Below are 18,409 nucleotides of genomic sequence, written 5' to 3'. Positions count from 1 at the left end.
TGCCCCCACCGCCGACTCCGAGAGACGTAGCGTGCTCATACGACTTCTGCGGACCTATCTCAGGCCCTACAGGAAACCCATCGCCCTCCTGGTGCTGCTGCAGTTCCTGCAGACGTGCGCCACCCTTTACCTTCCCAACCTGAACGCGCGCATCATCGACAACGGTGTCGTGAACGGTGACACGGGTTACATCGTGTCCGCCGGTGCCGTGATGATCGGTATCTCGCTGGTCCAGGTCGTGTGCAACATCGGCGCCGTGTACTACGGCGCCCGGACCGCCTCCGCGCTCGGCCGGGACCTGCGCGGCGCGGTCTTCGACCGGGTGCAGTCCTTCTCCTCGCGTGAGGTGGGTCACTTCGGGGCACCCTCGCTCATCACCCGGACCACGAACGACGTCCAGCAGGTCCAGATGCTGGTCCTGCTGTCGTTCACGCTGATGGTGTCGGCGCCCATCATGTGCGTCGGCGGCATCGTGCTGGCCCTCGGCCTGGACGTGCCGCTGTCCGGGGTGCTCGTCGCCGTCGTCCCGGTGCTCGGCATCTGCGTGACGCTGATCGTGCGCCGGCTGCGGCCGCTGTTCCGCAGCATGCAGGTCCGCCTGGACACGGTGAACCGGGTACTGCGCGAGCAGATCACCGGCAACCGGGTGATCCGCGCCTTCGTCCGGGACGAGTACGAGCAGGGCCGGTTCGGGAAGGCCAACGGCGAGCTGACCGAGATGCAGCTGGCCACCGGCCGGATGCTCGCGCTGATGTTCCCGATCGTGATGACGGTGGTGAACCTGTCGTCCATCGCGGTGGTGTGGTTCGGCGCGCACCGCATCGACAGCGGCGGGATGCGCATCGGCGACCTGACCGCGTTCCTCGCCTATCTGATGCAGATCGTCATGTCCGTGATGATGGCCACCTTCATGTTCATGATGGTGCCGCGCGCGGAGGTGTGTGCCGAGCGCATCCAGGAGGTGCTGGACACCGAGTCGAGCGTGGTGCCGCCGCTCGCGCCGGTCACCGAGCTGCGCCGGCACGGGCATCTGGAGATCCGCGCGGCGGGCTTCCGCTATCCGGGTGCCGAGGAGCCGGTGCTCAAGGGCATCGACCTGGTGGCCCGGCCCGGCGAGACGACCGCCGTGATCGGCTCGACCGGCAGCGGCAAGTCGACGCTGCTGGGGCTGGTGCCGCGGCTGTTCGACGCCACGGAGGGTGAGGTGCTGGTGGACGGCACCGACGTCCAGGAGGTCGAGCCGCGCCTGCTCGCGAAGACCGTCGGACTGGTGCCGCAGAAGCCGTACCTGTTCGCCGGCACCGTGGCCACCAACCTGCGCTACGGCAATCCGGACGCCACCGACGAGGAACTGTGGCACGCGCTGGAGGTGGCGCAGGCCAAGGACTTCGTGAGCAGGCTGGAGGGCGGGCTGAACGCGCCGATCGCGCAGGGCGGCACGAACGTGTCCGGCGGCCAGCGCCAGCGCCTCGCCATCGCGCGCACACTCGTCCAGCGCCCGGAGATCTACCTCTTCGACGACTCCTTCTCCGCGCTCGACTACGCCACGGACGCGGCGCTGCGCGCGGCGCTGGCCGAGGAGACCGCCGAGGCCACCGTGGTGATCGTCGCCCAGCGCGTGGCGACCATCCGGGAGGCCGACCGGATCATCGTCCTCGACGAGGGCCGGGTGGTCGGCTCCGGCCGGCACCACGAACTGATGGCCGGCAACGAGACCTACCGGGAGATCGTCCTCTCCCAGCTCACGGAAGCGGAGGCTGCCTGATGGCCGGGCCCATGGGACGCATGATGGCCGGGGGCGGCCCCGACCAGCGCTCGATGGACTTCAAGGGGTCGGGCAAACGGCTCGTCGCCCAGTTCAAGCCCGAACGGGTCACCATCTACGCCCTGCTGCTGTGCGTGGTCGTCAGCGTGACCCTGAACGTGATCGGCCCGAAGATCCTCGGCAAGGCCACCGACCTGGTGTTCGCCGGGATCATCGGCCGGCGGATGCCGGCCGGGGCCTCCAAGGAGCAGGTGCTCGACTCGATGCGCGCGCGGGGCCAGGGCTCCATCGCGGACATGCTGAAGAGCACCGACTTCACCCCCGGCAAGGGCATCGACTTCGACGCCGTCGGGAACGTCCTGCTGCTCGCGCTGGTCACGTTCCTGGTGGCCGGTCTGCTGATGGCGGTGGCGACGCGGCTGGTCAACCGGGCCGTGAACCGCACGATGTACCGGCTGCGGGAATCCGTGCAGGTCAAGCTGTCGCGGCTGCCGCTGTCGTACTTCGACAAGCGCCAGCGCGGCGAGGTGCTCTCCCGGGCGACCAACGACATCGACAACATCGGGCAGACGCTCCAGCAGTCGATGGGCCAGCTGATCAACTCGGTGCTGACCATCATCGGCGTGCTCGCGGTGATGTTCTGGGTCTCCTGGGTGCTGGCGCTGGTCGCGCTGGTGACCGTACCGCTGTCGTTCGTGGTGGCGACCCGGATCGGCAAGCGGTCGCAGCCGCACTTCGTGCAGCAGTGGCGCTCCACCGGCACGCTCAACGCGCACATCGAGGAGATGTACACCGGGCACACCCTGGTGAAGGTGTTCGGGCGGCAGGACGAGTCGTCGAAGCAGTTCGCCGAGCAGAACGAGGCGCTGTACGAGGCCGCGTTCAAGGCACAGTTCAACAGCGGTGTGATGCAGCCGCTGATGATGTTCGTGTCGAACCTGAACTACGTGCTGGTGGCGGTCGTCGGTGGCCTCAGGGTCGCGTCGGGCGCGCTGTCCATCGGTGACGTGCAGGCCTTCATCCAGTACTCGCGGCAGTTCTCGATGCCGCTGACGCAGGTCGCGTCGATGGCGAACCTGGTGCAGTCGGGCGTCGCCTCGGCCGAGCGGATCTTCGAACTCCTGGACGCGGAGGAGCAGGAGGCGGATCCGGTGCCGGGCGAGCGGCCGGCCGAGCTGCGCGGGCGGGTGGCGTTGGAGGGCGTGTCCTTCCGGTACGACCCCGAGAAGCCGCTGATCGAGGACCTGTCGCTGAAGGTCGAACCCGGCCACACGGTCGCGATAGTCGGCCCGACCGGCGCGGGCAAGACCACGCTGGTCAACCTGCTGATGCGGTTCTACGACGTCTCCGGCGGGCGGATCACCCTGGACGGCGTGGACATCCGGAAGATGTCCCGGGACGAACTGCGCGCCGGGATCGGCATGGTGCTGCAGGACACCTGGCTGTTCGGCGGCAGCATCGCGGACAACATCGCGTACGGTGCCTCGCGGGAGGTCACCCGGGGCGAGATCGAGGAGGCCGCGCGGGCCGCGCACGCCGACCGGTTCATCCGTACCCTCCCCGACGGCTACGACACCGTGATCGACGACGAGGGCACGGGCGTCAGCGCCGGTGAGAAGCAGCTCATCACCATCGCGCGGGCGTTCCTGTCCGACCCGGTGATCCTGGTGCTGGACGAGGCGACGTCCTCCGTCGACACCCGTACCGAGGTGCTGATCCAGAAGGCCATGGCCAAACTCGCCCACGGCCGCACCTCGTTCGTCATCGCCCACCGTCTCTCCACCATCCGGGACGCCGACACGATCCTGGTCATGGAGAACGGCTCGATCGTCGAACAGGGCGCCCACGCGGACCTGCTGGCGGCGGACGGGGCGTACGCCCGCCTGTACAAGGCCCAGTTCGCGCAGGCGGTGGCCGAGGTGGACTGAGTCCGCTGCTCCGAGCCGGCGCGGGTGGGTGAGTCTCGCTCGCCCGCGCCGGCCCGCGGACGAGTTCAGTCGAGATACCCCCGCAGCTGATCCGCATACGCGTGATCGCGAAGCTTGTTCAGCGTCTTGGACTCGATCTGACGTATCCGCTCCCGCGTCACGCCGAAGAGCCGCCCTATCTCCTCCAACGTGCGGGGACGCCCGTCGGCGAGGCCGTAACGCAGTTGGACCACCTTGCGTTCGCGTTCCCCGAGGGTGGAGAGGACCGCCTCCAGGTGCTGGCGCAGCAGCAGGAACGCGGCGGACTCGACGGGGCTGGCCGCGTCGCCGTCCTCGATGAGATCGCCGAGGGCGACATCGTCCTCCTCACCGACCGGCGCGTGCAGGGACACCGGTTCCTGGGCGAGCCGCAGCACCTCGGAGACCCGCTCGGGAGGCAGGTCGAGGTGGGCGGCGACCTCCTCCGGGGTGGGTTCGTAACCGCGTTCCTGCAGCATGCGGCGCTGGACGCGCACGACCCGGTTGATCAGTTCCACGACGTGCACCGGCACCCGGATGGTGCGGGCCTGGTCGGCCAGGGCGCGGGACATGGCCTGGCGGATCCACCAGGTCGCGTACGTGGAGAACTTGTAGCCGCGTGCGTAGTCGAACTTCTCCACGGCGCGGATCAGCCCGAGGTTGCCCTCCTGGACCAGGTCGAGCATGGTCAGGCCGCGGCCTATGTAGCGCTTGGCGACGGAGACCACGAGCCGCAGGTTGGCCTCGATGAGACGGCGCTTGGCCATCCGGCCCATGACGACGATCCGGTCCAGGTCGAGCGCGAGCTGGCTGTCCAGGTCGGGCGTGCTGCTCAGCTTCTCCTCGGCGAACAGGCCCGCCTCGACCCGGCGGGCGAGTTCGACCTCCTCGGCGGCGGTGAGCAGTTGGATGCGGCCTATCTCGCGCAGGTACTGGCGGAACAGGTCCGAGGTGGGGCCGCCGGTGTCGGCGCGCGCGGCGGCCGGCGCCTCGGCGGGTTCCTCGGCCTCGTCCGACTCGCCGGGCGCACCGGTCGCGTCGGGGTCCTCCGTCAGCGCCTCGGCGGGCGGCTCCGCCGGCTCGTCGGCCGGCTCCGGGGTCTGCTCGATCGAGAGGCCGGGCTCCGGGCCCGCCTCCGGATGGTGGAGGGAACGGTCCTGCCGGGGTACGGCCGCCAGGACGTCGGACTCCGCGTCCGGCTCGTCGGCGGTTGCGCTGGTGGTGCTTCTGTTTTGGGTGAGGGTCTGGGTCTGCACGGGGGCGACCTCCAGGATGATCGCTGCTCAAGGTGTGCGGCAGCGGCACTTGGGGGGCGGAGAGTCGACGGCCTGCGCTCCGAGGACTCGGGCACCGCACCCAGTGTGGAGTAAGACACATCGCCGCCACGAGGGTCGTGCGGTGACTTTTTGCGTCCGGCCCGTGACCGACGGGTGATCCCGGTGGCCCGCGGGCGGCTCAGAGAGCAGTCGGGCCCTCGTCCTGGAGAGCCCTTTCGTACCTGGTCAGGACCATCATCTCGTTCTGGACTGCGGCCGACTGGGCCGGATCCGAGTGCCCGAGCCGGGTCAGCGCGCCCTGCAGATCGGCGAGCCGACGGGCGACGGCCCTGCGACGGACGGTGACGAGCTGCTCGCCCGCGTACGACTCGTCGACGGTACGGCGCAGGATCGCCTCCACCGCCAGCTCGGTCACCATCGCCCGGACCGCGTCGTCGGGGGCCGCCTCGCGGACCCGGACCAGATACTCCTGGGCGTCCTGCGTGCCGTACTCGGCGCCCCCCGCCTCCGCGATCGACTGACGGACCGCCGCGTACGGGGGCGCGGTGAACTCGTCGACGCCGTACGCGTCGAACGCGGGCGACACCAGCTCGGGCCGCTGGAGGGCCAGTTTGAGCAGTTCGCGTTCGGTGGCGAAGACCGGGTTGCGCAGGGTGAGGGCCGGGCCGCCGCTCGCCGGGCGGGGGGCGGTCTCCCACTGCTGCTGGGGGCCGCGCGGCTGCTGCTGGGGGCCGCCCTTGCCGCCCCGCTCCCGGGCCCAACGGGCCAGCTGGGCCACCCGCTTGACCACGAACTGGGTGTCGAGGATGCCGAGCATGCCGGCGAGTTCGACGGCGACCTCGTGCTGCGCGCCGCTGTTCTTGATGCGGGCGACGACCGGGGCGGCCTCGTCCAGGGCGGCGGCGCGGCCGGCCGGGGTGTCGAGGTCGTAGCGGCCCACGATCTGGCGGAGCGCGAACTCGAAGAGCGGGGTGCGGGGTTCGGCCAGGTCGGCGACCGCCTCGTCGCCCTTGGCCAGGCGCAGGTCGCAGGGGTCCATGCCGTCCGGGGCGACGGCGATGTAGGTCTCGGCGGCGAACTTCTGGTCGTCCTCGAAGGCGCGCAGGGCCGCCTTCTGGCCGGCCGCGTCGCCGTCGAAGGTGAAGATCACGCGGGCCGAGCCGTTGTCCATCAGCAGCCGGCGCAGGATCTTGATGTGGTCGCCGCCGAAGGCCGTGCCGCAGGTCGCGATGGCGGTCGTCACGCCCGCCAGATGGCAGGCCATGACGTCCGTGTAGCCCTCGACGACGACGGCCCGGCTGGTCTTGGCGATGTTCTGCTTCGCGAGGTCGATGCCGTACAGGACCTGCGACTTCTTGTAGATCGCGGTGTCGGGCGTGTTCAGGTACTTCGGGCCGTTGTCCGCCTCGTACAGCTTGCGGGCGCCGAAGCCGACGACCTCGCCGCCGATGTCCCGGATGGGCCACATCAGGCGGCCCCGGAAGCGGTCGATCGGGCCCCGGCGGCCCTCCTGGGAGAGCCCGGACAGGACGAGTTCCTTGTCGGTGAAGCCCTTGCCGCGCAGATAGCGGGTGAGGTGGTCCCAGCCCTGGGGGCTGTAGCCGACGCCGAAGTGGACGGCGGCGGCCTGGTCGAAGCCGCGCTCGGCGAGGAAGACCCGGCCGGTCTCGGCCTCGGGGCTGGTGGCGAGCTGCTCCGCGTACCACTGCGCGGCGATCTTGTGCGCCTCGACCAGCCGGATGCGTTCGCCGCGCTGGTGGGCGGGGTTGTACCCGCCCTCCTCGTAGCGCAGCGTGATGCCGGCCTGTCCGGCGAGGCGCTCCACCGCCTCCGAGAAGGAGAGGTGGTCCACCTTCATCACGAAGGTGATGGTGTCGCCGCCCTCCTGGCAGCCGAAGCAGTGGAAGAGTCCCTTGCTCGGGCTGACCTGGAAGGACGGCGACTTCTCGTCGTGGAAGGGGCACAGCCCCTTGAGGTTGCCGCCACCGGCGTTTCGCAGCTGGAGGTACTCGGAGACCACGGCGTCGATCGGGACCGCGTCCCGTACCGCCTTCACGTCCTCGTCGTTGATCCGTCCTGCCACGGATGAATTCTACGGGGGCGGTGTGACAGTGCGGACGCGCGAAGAGGTCAGGAGGCCAGGCTGTCGAGAGGTACGTGCGGGTTCGCGAGGGCCTCGGTGTCCACCTGGGCCCGGGAACGGATGAGGTTCTGGATCGGCTCTGTGACGTCCCACACGTTCACGTTCATCCCGGCCAGCACCCTCCCCTCCTTCACCCAGAACGAGATGAACTCCCGCTTGCCCGCGTCGCCCCGGATCACCACCTCGTCGTACGACCCCGGCGGCGCCCATCCGCTGTACTCCATGCCCAGGTCGTACTGGTCGGTGAAGAAGTAGGGCACGCGGTCGTAGACGACCTCCTGTCCGAGCATCGCGCGCGCGGCCGCCGGGCCGCCGTTGAGGGCGTTGGCCCAGTGATCCACCCGCAGCCGGGTGTCGAACAGCGCGAGCGGGAAGTTCGCCACGTCACCGGCCGCGTAGATGTCGGGGTCGGACGTCCGCAGCCGCTCGTCGACCACGACACCGCCGCCCTGCGACCGGTCGGCCAGCTCCAGGCCCGCCGCCTCCGCGAGGCCGACCCGCGGAGCCGCTCCGATCGCCGCGAGCACGTCGTGCGCCGGGTGTTCCTCGCCGTCGTCGGTGCGGACCGCGAGGACCATGCCGTCCTGGCCGACGATCTCGGTGAGCCGCCGCCCGAAGTGGAAGCGGACCCCGTGATCGCGGTGCAGCTCGGCGAAGACGTTGCCCAGTTCGGGGCCGAGCGCGCGGTGCAGCGGGGTCGACGCCGGCGCGATCACTGTGACCTCGGCGCCGTATCCGCGGGCCGCCGCGGCGATCTCCAGGCCGATCCAGCCGGCACCGGCGATCACCAGGTGCCCGTTGTCCCGGCCGAGGCTGTGCAGGACGTGCTTGAGGCGCTCGGCGTGGGCGAGCCGGCGCAGATGGTGGACGCCCGCCAGGCCGGTGCCGGGGATGTCCAGGCGGCGGGGTTCGGCGCCGGTGACGAGCAGCAGCTTGTCGTAGTGGACGAGGGTGCCGTCGTCGCCGTAGCGCACGGTCTTCGCGGCGCGGTCGATCCGGTCGACGGTCTGGCCGAGGTGCAGTTCGATGTCGTTCTGCGCGTACCAGGCGGGCTCGTGCACGAAGACGCTGTCGCGCTCCTCCTTGCCGAGCAGGTACCCCTTGGACAGCGGCGGGCGCTCGTACGGCTGGTCGCGTTCGTCGCAGATCAGTATCACGCGCCCGGTGAAGCCCTCCGTACGGAGCGTCTCGGCCGCCTTCGCGCCGGCGAGGCCGCCTCCGACGATGACGAATGTCTGATCCGCGTCGACCACTTGTTGCCTCCTCTTGAGGGTGCCGCCACATGCGAGCGTCCCGCACACGGCGTGGTGCGGGAAGAGGGAGTGACCCAATCAGGCCACCCGGTGTCACTTTCCCTTCACATATGCCCCGGTGAGTCTCGCGTGCAGCGAGCGGGCCGAGGCGTCGGTCAGGGAGGCGATCTGGTCGACGATCACCCGTTTGCGGGTGTGGTCGTCCGGGGCCGCCTCGAACAGGGCCCGGAACTGCGGGTCGAGACCGTCCGGGGCGCGGGCGGTGAGCGCCTCGGCCAGTTCGGCGACGACGACGCGCTGGTCGGCGCGGAGCCGCTCCTGCTCGGCGCGCTGCATCACGTACCGGTCGGCGACGGCCTTGAGCACCGCGCACTCCAGCCGCGTCTCGTGGGGTACCACGAGTTCGGCGCCGTAGCGGGTGAGGCGGCCGCTGCCGTGGGCGGCGCGGGTGGCGCCCTCGGCAGCCAGGCAGAAGCGGCCGATGAGCTGGCTGGTGGCGTCCTTGAGGCGGGCCTGGGCGACCGCCGAGCCGTCGTAGCCGTGCGGCCACCACTCCTGGTCCTGGAGCCGGTCGAGGGCGGCGGCGAGTTCGGCGGGGTCGGTGCCGGCGGGGACGTAGCGGCCGGCGGCCACCTCGAACACGGCCTGCCGTTCGGGTTCCGCGCGCAGGCGGTCGGGGTCGATGTGGCCGGCGTGCAGGCCGTCCTCGACGTCGTGCACCGAGTAGGCCACGTCGTCCGCCCAGTCCATGACCTGTGCCTCGAAGCAGGTGCGGGTGCCGGGGGCCTCCTTGCGGACCCAGTCGAAGACCGGGCGGTCGTCCTCGTACACGCCGAACTTCGGGGACGCCGGGTCGGTGGGGTGGGCGCCGCGTGGCCAGGGGTACTTCGTGGCGGCGTCCAGGGCGGCGCGGGTGAGGTTGAGGCCGACGGAGCCCTCCGGGGTGAACCGCTTGGGCTCGATACGGGTCAGGATCCTCAGGGACTGGGCGTTGCCCTCGAATCCGCCGCAGTCGTGGGCGAACTCGTTCAGGGCCTGCTCGCCGTTGTGGCCGAACGGGGGGTGGCCGAGGTCGTGGGAGAGGCAGGCGGCCTCGACCAGGTCGGGGTCGCAGCCGAGGGCCGCGCCCAGTTCCCGGCCCACCTGGGCGCACTCCAGGGAGTGGGTGAGGCGGGTGCGGGGGCTGGCGTCCCAGGTGTGGTCGCCGCGCTCGTCCGGCGTGACGACCTGGGTCTTGCCGGCGAGGCGGCGCAGGGCCGCGGAGTGGAGGATGCGGGCGCGGTCGCGTTGGAAGGCGGTGCGGCCGGGGCGTTTGTCGGGTTCGGGTGCCCAGCGGTCGGCTGACGCCGGGTCGTAAGCGGGGAGGGGGGCGGGACCTGCGGTGCCTTCCATGCTTCGACAGTAAAGGTCGGTAGTGACAAAAGGGGGGTGGTGGTGCGCCTATTCGTCTGCGTGGTGTTGAAATCGGGCGAGTGCCGGTCGTGTGTGGCTGATCGCGCCCACGGCGGAGCCGCATGTCGGACACAGCCCCGCGCCCCTAGGCAGCTTCCGTCGAGCGTGTTGTCAGGCTCTGGCCGTAGCGCTGGAGGATCAGGCGGGCCATCGAGTCGTGGGCGCCCAGGGGGGCCGAGGCCAGCCAGGGGGCGAGGTCCGCGCACTGGGTGGCGAAGCGGCCGGGGGCGGTGAAGTAGGAGGCGATGGCCACTTGGTGGCGGCCCCTCGCGGCGAGGGCACGGAGGGCGGTGGGGATGGTCGGGGTTGCCGCCGAGGCGTATGCGGGGATCACGGGGACGTTCAGCCGGGCTGCGAGGAGACGGGCGGTGCGGCGGGTGTCGATGGCGGAGTCGGGGTCACGGGAGCCTGCGGCGGCGAGGACGACGGCGGTGGAGCGGCGGGCGGTGTCGTCCATGGTGGTGGGCCAGCCGGCCTCGGTCAGGCGGGCGTGCAGGGTGTCCACGAGCAGGGGGTGGGGGCCCAGGGGTGCGGCTACGCGTGCGCGTACCGGAGAGGCCGCCGCCATCTCGGGGATGTCGTGCTTGACGTGGTGGCCGCGGCCGAGGAGGAGCGGGACGAGGACGGCGGGGGTGTCGCCGCGGGAGGCGAGAGCGGCGAGGGTGTCGGGGAGCAGTGGCTCGTTCAGCTCGATGTGGCCCAGGTGGAGGGGGAGGGCGGGGCGCAGCTGTCGTACCCGGTCCATCAGGGCCCGGACGGTGGTGAGCGCGCGCGGGTCGCGGCTGCCGTGGGCGACCAGGACGAGGGCGGGCGGGGCCGGGCGGCGACGGCCGGGCGGCGGGACGAGCCTGAGCTGTCCGGCGAGCCGGCTGCCGATGCTGTTCATGAGGTGCGCCGCGCTGTCGAGGCGGGGCTCGTCGCGGAAAGTGTTCGACGCCGTCATGGAAGGATCCTGCCGCCGCCACGTTGCACCCCGGTTGCCGGGCCGTCACGAGCGTTTTCCGTACGATCACCGAGAGCGGTCGCGGAGCGTGAGGCGAACCGGATGGGTTTCTCCCGCGTCCTCCATGGTCGGAACGGAACGGATGGGGGCAGTGGATGAGGATCCGTCGACCGCGGTGGCCGCGCACCCGTAGCGGGCAGCGGCACCTGGTGCAGGCCGTGGTGGCCGTGTGCGTGCTGGCGCTGCTGCCGGCCACCTGGCTGTACGTGTCGACTGCCGACCGGCTCCGTACGACGGCGGACGCGCCACGCACCGACGTCGCCGTCGTCTTCGGCGCCGGACTGTGGGACGGGGAGCCGTCGCCGTATCTCGCGCACCGCCTGGACGCGGCGGCGACGCTGTACCGGGAGGGCAGGATCAGGGTCGTCCTGGTCACCGGGGACAACAGCCGCGAGGACTACGACGAGCCGGACGCCATGCGCGCCTACCTCGACAAGCACGGGGTGCCGGACCGCCGCATCGTCAGCGACTACGCCGGTTTCGACACCTGGGACTCCTGTGTGCGGGCCCGGAAGATCTTCGGGGTGCACCGGGCGGTGCTGATCAGCCAGGACTTCCACATCCGGCGGGCGGTGGCGCTGTGCCGGTCCGCGGGCGTGGACTCCTACGGCGTCGGGGTCGCGGCCAAGCACGACGTGACCTGGTACTACGGCGGCACCCGCGAGGTGTTCGCGGCGGGCAAGGCGGCCCTGGACGCGGTGTTCCGGCCGGACCCGACGTTCCTGGGGCCGCGGGAGCACGGGATCACGAAGGCACTGGCGGGGGCGCGGGGCTGAGCATGGAGATCACGGACCTCACGCCGGCCGAGCTCCGCCTCCGCGAGGCCTTCCCGCTCGGCGAGGGCGTCGACTTCCGGGAGAGCGACGACGAGGATCCCGCGCACGGCGCCGCGTGGGGCCCCGAGCGCACGCTGCGCGCGGAGGTGCTGCGGGAGCTGCTGCTGGACGGGCCGGTGCGGGAAGGGCGGATCGCCGGCCTGAAGGTGACGGGCGCGCGGATCACCGGGAAGCTGGACCTCATGTACGGCACGGTCGGCCACTCCGTCCGGCTGCGCTCCTGCCACTTCGAGGAGGAACCCAATCTGTACGGGGCGCACGTCGTCGCCCTGATTCTGAGCGACTCGGTGCTGCCGGGGCTGATGGCGGGGAATCTGCGCGCCGAGGGGGTCGTACGGATATCCCGCTGCCGGATGGCGGGGCCCGCGCGGTTCCAGGGGGCGAAGCTGTCCGGGGCGCTGTTCGCCGACGAGGCGCGGCTCGGCACGCCCGACGAGGTCCTGGAGGAGCCCGTGCTCCAGCTCAACCACGCCGAGCTGGGCACGGACGTGTGGGCGCCGGGGCTGGTCGTGCACGGAAAGGTGCACCTGCAGGGGGCGGTCGTCCGCAACCAGGTGAACCTCAACGACGCGGTGCTGGACGCCCCCGGGCGCACCGCGCTGCACGCCGAGGTCCTCAACGTCGGCACCGACCTGCACGCCATGCGCCTGCGCGTCCGCGGCCGGGTCAATCTGGGCGGTGCCCGCATTCCCCGCCAGCTCAATCTCGCGTACGCCCGGCTGTCCAACCCGGACGGCCAGGCCCTGCGCGCCAGCAGCGCCGTGGTCGGCGAGCTGTGGCTGCGGGACGCCGCGCCCATCGAGGGAGCCGTCAATCTGCGCCGTGCCCAGCTCGACCTGCTGCACGTGCCGCCGCAGGTGTGGCCGGCAGAGGTCCAGACCGAGGGGCTCAGCTACCGCGTCCTGACCCCGCATCTCCCGGCCGAGGAGCGTCTTCCGCTGCTGGAGCGCGATCCGGCGGGTTATCTTCCGCACCCTTACGAGCAGTTGACCACGGCGTACCGCACGGTGGGCGACGACGCCGCCGCGCGCACCGTCCAGCTGGCCAAGCTCCGCCGCCACCGCCGCACCCTGCCGGCGTACGCCCGGCTGTGGGGCTACCTCCAGGACGCGGCCGTCGGCTACGGCTTCCGTCCGATGCGGGCCGCGGGCTGGCTGCTGTTGCTGCTGTGCACCGGCACGCTCGCCTTCGCCCTGCACCGTCCGCCCGCGCTCAAGCCGTCCGAGGCACCCGGCTTCAACCCGCTCTTCTACACCCTCGACCTGCTGCTGCCGATCATCGACTTCGGCCAGGAGGCGGCGTACGCGCCGCGCGGCTGGTACCAGTGGCTGTCGTACCTGCTGATCGCCACCGGCTGGGTGCTGGCGACGACGATCGCGGCGGGCGTCACCCGCTCCCTGAACCGGCAGTGAGCAGCGGGAACGGAACCGGGACCTCACGCCCGAGTCCGACCGGCGGGGAGGTCGCCGTGCCGGGCGTGTAACCGGCAGCGGATCCGGGTCGTAACACGCCCGACGCACGCTGGGGTACATGGAGATCACCGCGACGCCCACCCACTGCCCGTACTGCGCCCTGCAGTGCGGGATGAACGTCTCGCCCCTGCCCCAGGGGGGCGTCGAGGTGACCGAGCGGCCGGACTTCCCGGTGAACCGGGGCGCGCTGTGCGGGAAGGGGCGGACGGCGGCGCAGGTGCTGTCGCCGGGGGCGCGGCTGGCCTCGCCGCTGGTGCGCTCCGGTGGCCGGCTGGTGGCGGCGGGCTGGGACGAGGCGCTGGACCGGATCGCCGGGGCGCTGGCGTCGGTGCGCGCGGACAGCGGCGCCGACGCGGTCGGGGTGTTCGGCGGGGGCGGGCTGACGAACGAGAAGGCGTACGCGCTCGGCAAGTTCGCGCGGGTGGTGCTGGGCACCTCGCAGATCGACTACAACGGCCGCTTCTGCATGTCCTCGGCGGCGGCCGCCGGCACCAAGGCGTTCGGCCTGGACCGGGGGCTGCCCTTCCCGCTGGAGGACATCCCGCGCACCGGCTGTGTGATCCTGGTCGGCTCCAACCTGGCCGAGACCATGCCGCCCGCGCTGCGCTTCTTCCGGGAACTGCGGGAGAACGGCGGCACGTTGATCGTCGTGGACCCACGCCGGACGAGGACGGCCGAGCAGGCGGACCTGCATCTCGCACCCCGCCCCGGTGCCGATCTCGCCCTGGCTCTCGGCCTGTTGCACCTGGTGGTGGCGGAGGGCCGTACGGACGAGGAGTACATCCGCGAGCGGACGAGGGGCTGGGAGGAGGCCCGTGCGGCGGCGATGGCGCACTGGCCGGAGTACGTGGAGCGGATCACGGGGGTGTCCGTCCCCGAACTCAGGGAGGCGGTCCGGCTGTTCTGCGAGCCGGAGGCCGCGATGGTGCTGACCGCGCGGGGCCCGGAGCAGCAGTCCAAGGGGACGGACACGGTGGGCGCGTGGATCAACCTGTGCCTGGCGACCGGCCGAGCGGGCCGGCCGCTGTCGGGGTACGGCTGTCTGACCGGGCAGGGCAACGGGCAGGGCGGGCGCGAACACGGGCAGAAGGCCGACCAGTTGCCCGGCTACCGCAAGCTCGACGACCCCGCGGCCCGGCGGCACGTGGCACAGGTGTGGGGCGTCGATCCCGACTCCCTGCCGGGGCCCGGCCGCAGCGCGTACGAGCTGCTGGACGCCCTCGGCACGGACATCCGGGCGCTGCTGCTGATGGGGTCCAACCCGGTGGTGTCGGCGCCGCGCGCGGCGCATGTGGAGGAGCGGCTGCGCTCGCTGGACTTCCTGGCCGTGTGCGACGTCGTCCTCTCGGAGACGGCGGAGCTGGCCGACGTCGTCCTGCCGGTCACCCAGTGGGCCGAGGAGACGGGTACGACGACCAGTCTGGAGGGCAGGGTCCTGCTGCGCCGCCGGGCCGTCGCCCCGCCCGCCGGAGTCCGCAGCGACCTCGACGTCCTGCACGGCCTGGCCGCCCGCCTCGGCGTGGAGAAGGGCTTCCCGACCGAACCGGAGGAGGTCTTCGAGGAACTGCGACGCGCGAGCGCGGGCGGCCAGGCCGACTACTCGGGCATCAGCTACCGCCGACTGGCCGAGGAGAACGGCGTGTTCTGGCCGTGCCCGCAGCCCCCTGCCGGGGAATTCGACGGGGCCGAAGGCGCTCGCCGTGCCGAGGGGGCCGGCGGGGCCGAGGCCGTGGGAGCCGGCGGGGCCGAGGCAGATGGCGAGGCCGTGGGAGCCGAGGAGATCGGCGAGACCGAGGAAGCGCCCGCCCACCGGGCCGAAGGAGCCGACGGAGCCGGGGCCGCCCACCGGGCCGAACGAGCCGGCAGAGCCGAGGCCACCCATCGAGCCGAGGACGCCGACGAGGCCGTGGGCGCCGGCGAGGCCGTGGGAGCCGGCGGGGCCGAGGCAGATGGCGAGGCCGTGGGAGCCGAGGAGATCGGCGAGACCGAGGAAGCCGACCGGACCGCGCCCGCCCACCGGGCCGAAGGAACCGACGGAGCCGGGGCCGCCCACCGGGCCGAACGAGCCGGCAGAGCCGAGGCCACCCATCGAGCCGAGGAGGCCGACGAGGCCGTGGGAGCCGGCGGGGCCGAGGCAGATGGCGAGGCCGTGGGAGCCGAGGAGATCGGCGAGACCGAGGAAGCCGGCGAGACCGAAGGAGCCGGCGGGGCCGAGGAGATCAGCGAGACCGAGAGAGCCGACCAGGCCGCGCCCTCCCCCGGAACCGGACCCGCCGCCCCCACCCCGCACCCCGGCACCCCGCGTCTGTTCCTCGACCGGTTCGCCACTCCCGACGGCCGGGCCCGCTTCGTGCCCGTGGCGCACCGGCCCGCGGCGGAGGAGCCGGATGCCGAGTACCCGCTGCTGCTGACCACCGGCCGGGTGGTATCGCAGTACCAGTCGGGCGCGCAGACCCGCCGCGTCGCGGAGCTGAACGCCGCCGCGCCCGGTCCGTTCGTCGAGCTCCACCCGCGCCTCGCGGCCCGGCTCGGCGTCGCCGAGGGCGACCCGGTCGCCGTGGTCTCCCGGCGGGGCCGCGCGGTCGCCCCCGCCCGCATCACCGCCGGCATCCGCACCGACACCGTCTTCATGCCCTTCCACTGGCCGGGCGAGGGCCGTGCCAACACCCTCACCAACCCGGCCCTGGACCCGACGTCCCGGATGCCGGAGTTCAAGACGTGCGCGGTGCGGGTGGAGGTCCCAGGGCCGCAGGGGGAACACGGTTCCCTCCAGGGGACGAGGTCGGGCGAGGCGGAGGCCCGCCGGCCGGTGGAGGAGGAGGAGTTCGGTATCACCGTGCCCGAGGGGCTGCGGCCGCTGGGCTGAGCGCCGTCACCGTGCCCGGCGGACTCTCGGCACCGGGCCGATCAGCGCCGGGCCGATCAGCGGCGAGCTGATCAGCGGCGGGCCGGCCAGTCGCCGTCCGGGATGCGGGTGCCGTGGGCCCGCAGCCGGGCGGCGACGTGTGGGGCGGCCAGGTACACCCATGCCCGTGCGGTGGTGCCGTCGGCGCGGACGATGTCCCGGACGACCCGCTCGTACAGGCTGCGCGGGTCGCCGGGCGTGTACTCCTCCAGGCGGTCCAGGGCGGCGAGCAGCGCCTCGTACGTCTCCGGGCGGGCCGTCACCAGTTCCCCGCGCACCTCTCCCCCGGGCTCCTCGACGGCATAGGGGTAGCCGGGGCCGTCGTACAGCACGGCACCGGTGAGTCGTCCCGGTTCCTCTGACGTGGTGCGGCCGCGCAGGAACAGGTCGTGGTTGGCCTCGCCGGGGCGCAGGGTGCCGTAGACGAAGAAGGGGAGGCGCGGGGGCGGCCCGGGGGCGGGAGTGATCACGGAAACGATTCTGGACCCCCTCCGGCTCCCCACACATCTCCATGGCGAGGCTATGGACATGACATGTCAGGGACCTCTTGAATCTCAGTCAGTGGTGTCAGCGCCACCCCCATGCCTCCAGGCAACTCCCCAAGGAGACAGATGAGTCGGATACGGTCGCACCTTCGCGGAACCCGTCGTCTCGCCACGGCGGGTCTCGCCGCCACCACGGCCACCCTGCTGGCCGCCGCACTCTCCCCCGCCGCCCACGCCGACGGCAGACCCACCCCGGCCACCGCGATCGAGAACGCGGCGTCGGCCCTCCTCGCGCACGCCACGGGCCTGGGCCTGACCTCCGCCGAGGGCACCAGTGTCCGTGACGTGGTCGTCGACAAGGACGGCACCCAGCACGTCCGCTACGACCGCACCTACCACCGACTCCCGGTCCTCGGCGGGGACTTCGTGGTCCACCTGAACCCCGACGGCGGCTACCGGAGCGCCGACCGGTCGACCCGGGGCACGATCTCCCTGCCCACGATCGTCCCGACGCTGTCCGCGCCGAAGGCCGCCGACCTCGCGGTGAACGCCCTGCGCGCCGTGAACCTCGGCGAGACCCTGAAGCAGGTCAAGGCCAAGCCGGCGCTGATCGTCGACGCCCTGCACGGCAAGCCGCGGCTCGCCTGGCGGACCGACGCGGCCGGCCTGGACTCGCTCGGCAACCCGGTCGCCCGCACCGTGCTGACCGACGCCCGCACCGGCGCCCAGATCGACGCCTGGGACAGCATCGAGACGGCCGCCGGCGACGGCAAGTCGCTCTACGGCGGGACGGTTCCACTGGAGACGACCCAGTCCGGGGCGTCGTACCAGCTCAAGGACCCGACCCGGGGCAACACGTACACCGGTGACGCCGGCAACAAAACCGACGTGTGCTTCGGCAGCATCTGCATCAGCCGGGCCCCGGCCACCCTGTTCACCGACGCCGACAACCACTGGGGTACGGGCACCACCGCCGACCGCGCGTCGGCGGCCGTCGACGCCCAGTACGGCACCGACGAGACCTGGGACTACTACAAGAACGTCCACGGCCGCAACGGCATCGCCGGTGACGGCAAGGGCTCGTACAACCGCGTCCACTACGGCAACAACTACAACAACGCCTTCTGGGACGACAGTTGTTTCTGCATGACCTACGGCGACGGTGACGGGACGACCTTCGGCCCGCTGGTGGCGCTCGACGTCGCCGGACACGAGATGACCCACGGGGTCACCTCCAAGACGGCTGCGCTGACCTACTCGGGCGAGTCCGGCGGCCTGAACGAGGCCACCTCCGACATCCTCGGCACCATGGTCGAGTGGTACGCGGGCAACTCCTCCGACCCGGGTGACTACCTGATCGGCGAGAAGATCGTCCGCTCCGGCTTCGGCAAGACCGCGCTGCGGTACATGGACAAGCCGTCCAGGGACGGCAACTCGGCGGACTACTGGAGCAGTTCGGTCGGCAACCTCGACGTCCACTACTCCTCGGGCGTCGCCAACCACTTCGCCTACCTCCTCTCCGAGGGCAGCGGCGCGAAGACCATCAACGGCGTCAGCTACGACTCGCCGACGTACAACGGCTCGACCGTGACCGGCATCGGCCGGGACAAGGTCGGCAAGATCTGGTACCGGGCGCTGACGGTCTACATGACGTCCTCCACGAACTACGCGGGCGCGCGGACCGCGACGCTGAACGCCGCCAAGGACCTGTACGGCGCGGGAAGTGCGGAGTACAACGCGGTGGGCGCCGCCTGGAGCGCCGTCAACGTGAACTGAGCACGGGAACGGGCCGCGTGAATCGTTCACGTGGACCGAGCCCGACACCGCGGGCATGACACGGGCCGCCCCGGCCAAAACGCGCCGGGGCGGCCC

The 18,409-nt window shown here is 71.9% G+C and carries 11 protein-coding genes and 1 pseudogene; 6 read left to right on the top strand and 6 right to left on the bottom strand.

The window, feature by feature from the left end:
• The first annotated feature begins 31 nt into the window (after window positions 1-31).
• Window positions 32-1,765, top strand: a complete 1,734-nt coding sequence (locus ACWD5D_RS04420) for an ABC transporter ATP-binding protein (RefSeq protein WP_451371269.1) — start codon at window positions 32-34, stop codon at window positions 1,763-1,765.
• Window positions 1,765-3,693 (top strand): ABC transporter ATP-binding protein, encoded by a 1,929-nt coding sequence (locus ACWD5D_RS04415; protein WP_451371268.1) that lies wholly within the window; start codon window positions 1,765-1,767, stop codon window positions 3,691-3,693. Before ACWD5D_RS04420 ends, ACWD5D_RS04415 begins: the two co-directional genes overlap by 1 nt.
• Before the next feature lie 65 nt (window positions 3,694-3,758).
• Here the strand turns inward: ACWD5D_RS04415 and ACWD5D_RS04410 are convergent.
• The 5 genes and pseudogenes from ACWD5D_RS04410 to ACWD5D_RS04390 form a co-directional block, all read right to left on the bottom strand.
• Window positions 3,759-5,088, bottom strand: a pseudogene (locus ACWD5D_RS04410) (RNA polymerase sigma factor).
• Window positions 5,089-5,166: 78 nt separating this feature from the next.
• Entirely contained in the window at window positions 5,167-7,071 is a 1,905-nt protein-coding gene (gene dnaG, locus ACWD5D_RS04405) for a DNA primase (RefSeq protein WP_451371267.1), read from the bottom strand.
• A gap of 47 nt (window positions 7,072-7,118) precedes the next feature.
• Entirely contained in the window at window positions 7,119-8,384 is a 1,266-nt protein-coding gene (locus ACWD5D_RS04400; RefSeq protein ID WP_451371266.1) for an NAD(P)/FAD-dependent oxidoreductase, read from the bottom strand.
• Between the two features lie 93 nt (window positions 8,385-8,477).
• On the bottom strand, window positions 8,478-9,776 hold the full coding sequence (locus ACWD5D_RS04395; protein ID WP_451371265.1) for a deoxyguanosinetriphosphate triphosphohydrolase: 1,299 nt from the start codon (window positions 9,774-9,776) through the stop codon (window positions 8,478-8,480).
• Window positions 9,777-9,921: 145 nt separating this feature from the next.
• Window positions 9,922-10,779, bottom strand: coding sequence for a sirohydrochlorin chelatase (locus ACWD5D_RS04390; protein ID WP_451371264.1), 858 nt, complete (start codon window positions 10,777-10,779; stop codon window positions 9,922-9,924).
• A gap of 155 nt (window positions 10,780-10,934) precedes the next feature.
• On the opposite strand from ACWD5D_RS04390, the gene ACWD5D_RS04385 reads away from it, so the two are divergent.
• The 3 genes from ACWD5D_RS04385 to ACWD5D_RS04375 all read left to right on the top strand — a co-directional run bounded on the left by ACWD5D_RS04385 (window position 10,935) and on the right by ACWD5D_RS04375 (window position 16,013).
• Complete coding sequence (locus tag ACWD5D_RS04385) at window positions 10,935-11,615, top strand: SanA/YdcF family protein (protein ID WP_451371263.1); 681 nt, start codon at window positions 10,935-10,937, stop codon at window positions 11,613-11,615.
• A gap of 2 nt (window positions 11,616-11,617) precedes the next feature.
• Window positions 11,618-13,087, top strand: coding sequence for a membrane-associated oxidoreductase (locus ACWD5D_RS04380; protein ID WP_451371262.1), 1,470 nt, complete (start codon window positions 11,618-11,620; stop codon window positions 13,085-13,087).
• A 118-nt stretch (window positions 13,088-13,205) separates the two neighbouring features.
• Window positions 13,206-16,013 carry a molybdopterin-dependent oxidoreductase gene (locus ACWD5D_RS04375; RefSeq protein WP_451371261.1) on the top strand — a complete coding sequence of 936 codons (2,808 nt, stop codon included), beginning with the start codon at window positions 13,206-13,208 and terminating at the stop codon, window positions 16,011-16,013.
• 71 nt (window positions 16,014-16,084) lie between these two features.
• Here ACWD5D_RS04375 and ACWD5D_RS04370 read toward each other — a convergent pair whose 3' ends face one another.
• Complete coding sequence (locus ACWD5D_RS04370; RefSeq protein ID WP_451371260.1) at window positions 16,085-16,522, bottom strand: gamma-glutamylcyclotransferase family protein; 438 nt, start codon at window positions 16,520-16,522, stop codon at window positions 16,085-16,087.
• Window positions 16,523-16,663: 141 nt separating this feature from the next.
• On the opposite strand from ACWD5D_RS04370, the gene ACWD5D_RS04365 reads away from it, so the two are divergent.
• Window positions 16,664-18,313, top strand: coding sequence for a M4 family metallopeptidase (locus ACWD5D_RS04365; RefSeq protein ID WP_451371259.1), 1,650 nt, complete (start codon window positions 16,664-16,666; stop codon window positions 18,311-18,313).
• Window positions 18,314-18,409: the final 96 nt, after the last annotated feature.

It is taken from the genome of Streptomyces sp. NPDC002520 (assembly GCF_053595235.1).
The sequence above is the reverse complement of the archived record's forward strand: the minus strand, read 5'-3'. Positions and strand labels throughout refer to the sequence as shown.

Bases quoted from the DNA above. Each gene is read 5' to 3' on its own strand.
- ACWD5D_RS04375 (WP_451371261.1), top strand. From the start codon at position 13,206: ATGGAGATCACCGCGACGCCCACCCACTGCCCGTACTGCGCCCTGCAG.
- ACWD5D_RS04365 (WP_451371259.1), top strand. From the start codon at position 16,664: ATGAGTCGGATACGGTCGCACCTTCGCGGAACCCGTCGTCTCGCCACG.
- ACWD5D_RS04385 (WP_451371263.1), top strand. From the start codon at position 10,935: ATGAGGATCCGTCGACCGCGGTGGCCGCGCACCCGTAGCGGGCAGCGG.
- ACWD5D_RS04390 (WP_451371264.1), bottom strand. From the start codon at position 10,779: ATGACGGCGTCGAACACTTTCCGCGACGAGCCCCGCCTCGACAGCGCG.
- ACWD5D_RS04380 (WP_451371262.1), top strand. From the start codon at position 11,618: ATGGAGATCACGGACCTCACGCCGGCCGAGCTCCGCCTCCGCGAGGCC.
- ACWD5D_RS04395 (WP_451371265.1), bottom strand. From the start codon at position 9,776: ATGGAAGGCACCGCAGGTCCCGCCCCCCTCCCCGCTTACGACCCGGCG.
- ACWD5D_RS04415 (WP_451371268.1), top strand. From the start codon at position 1,765: ATGGCCGGGCCCATGGGACGCATGATGGCCGGGGGCGGCCCCGACCAG.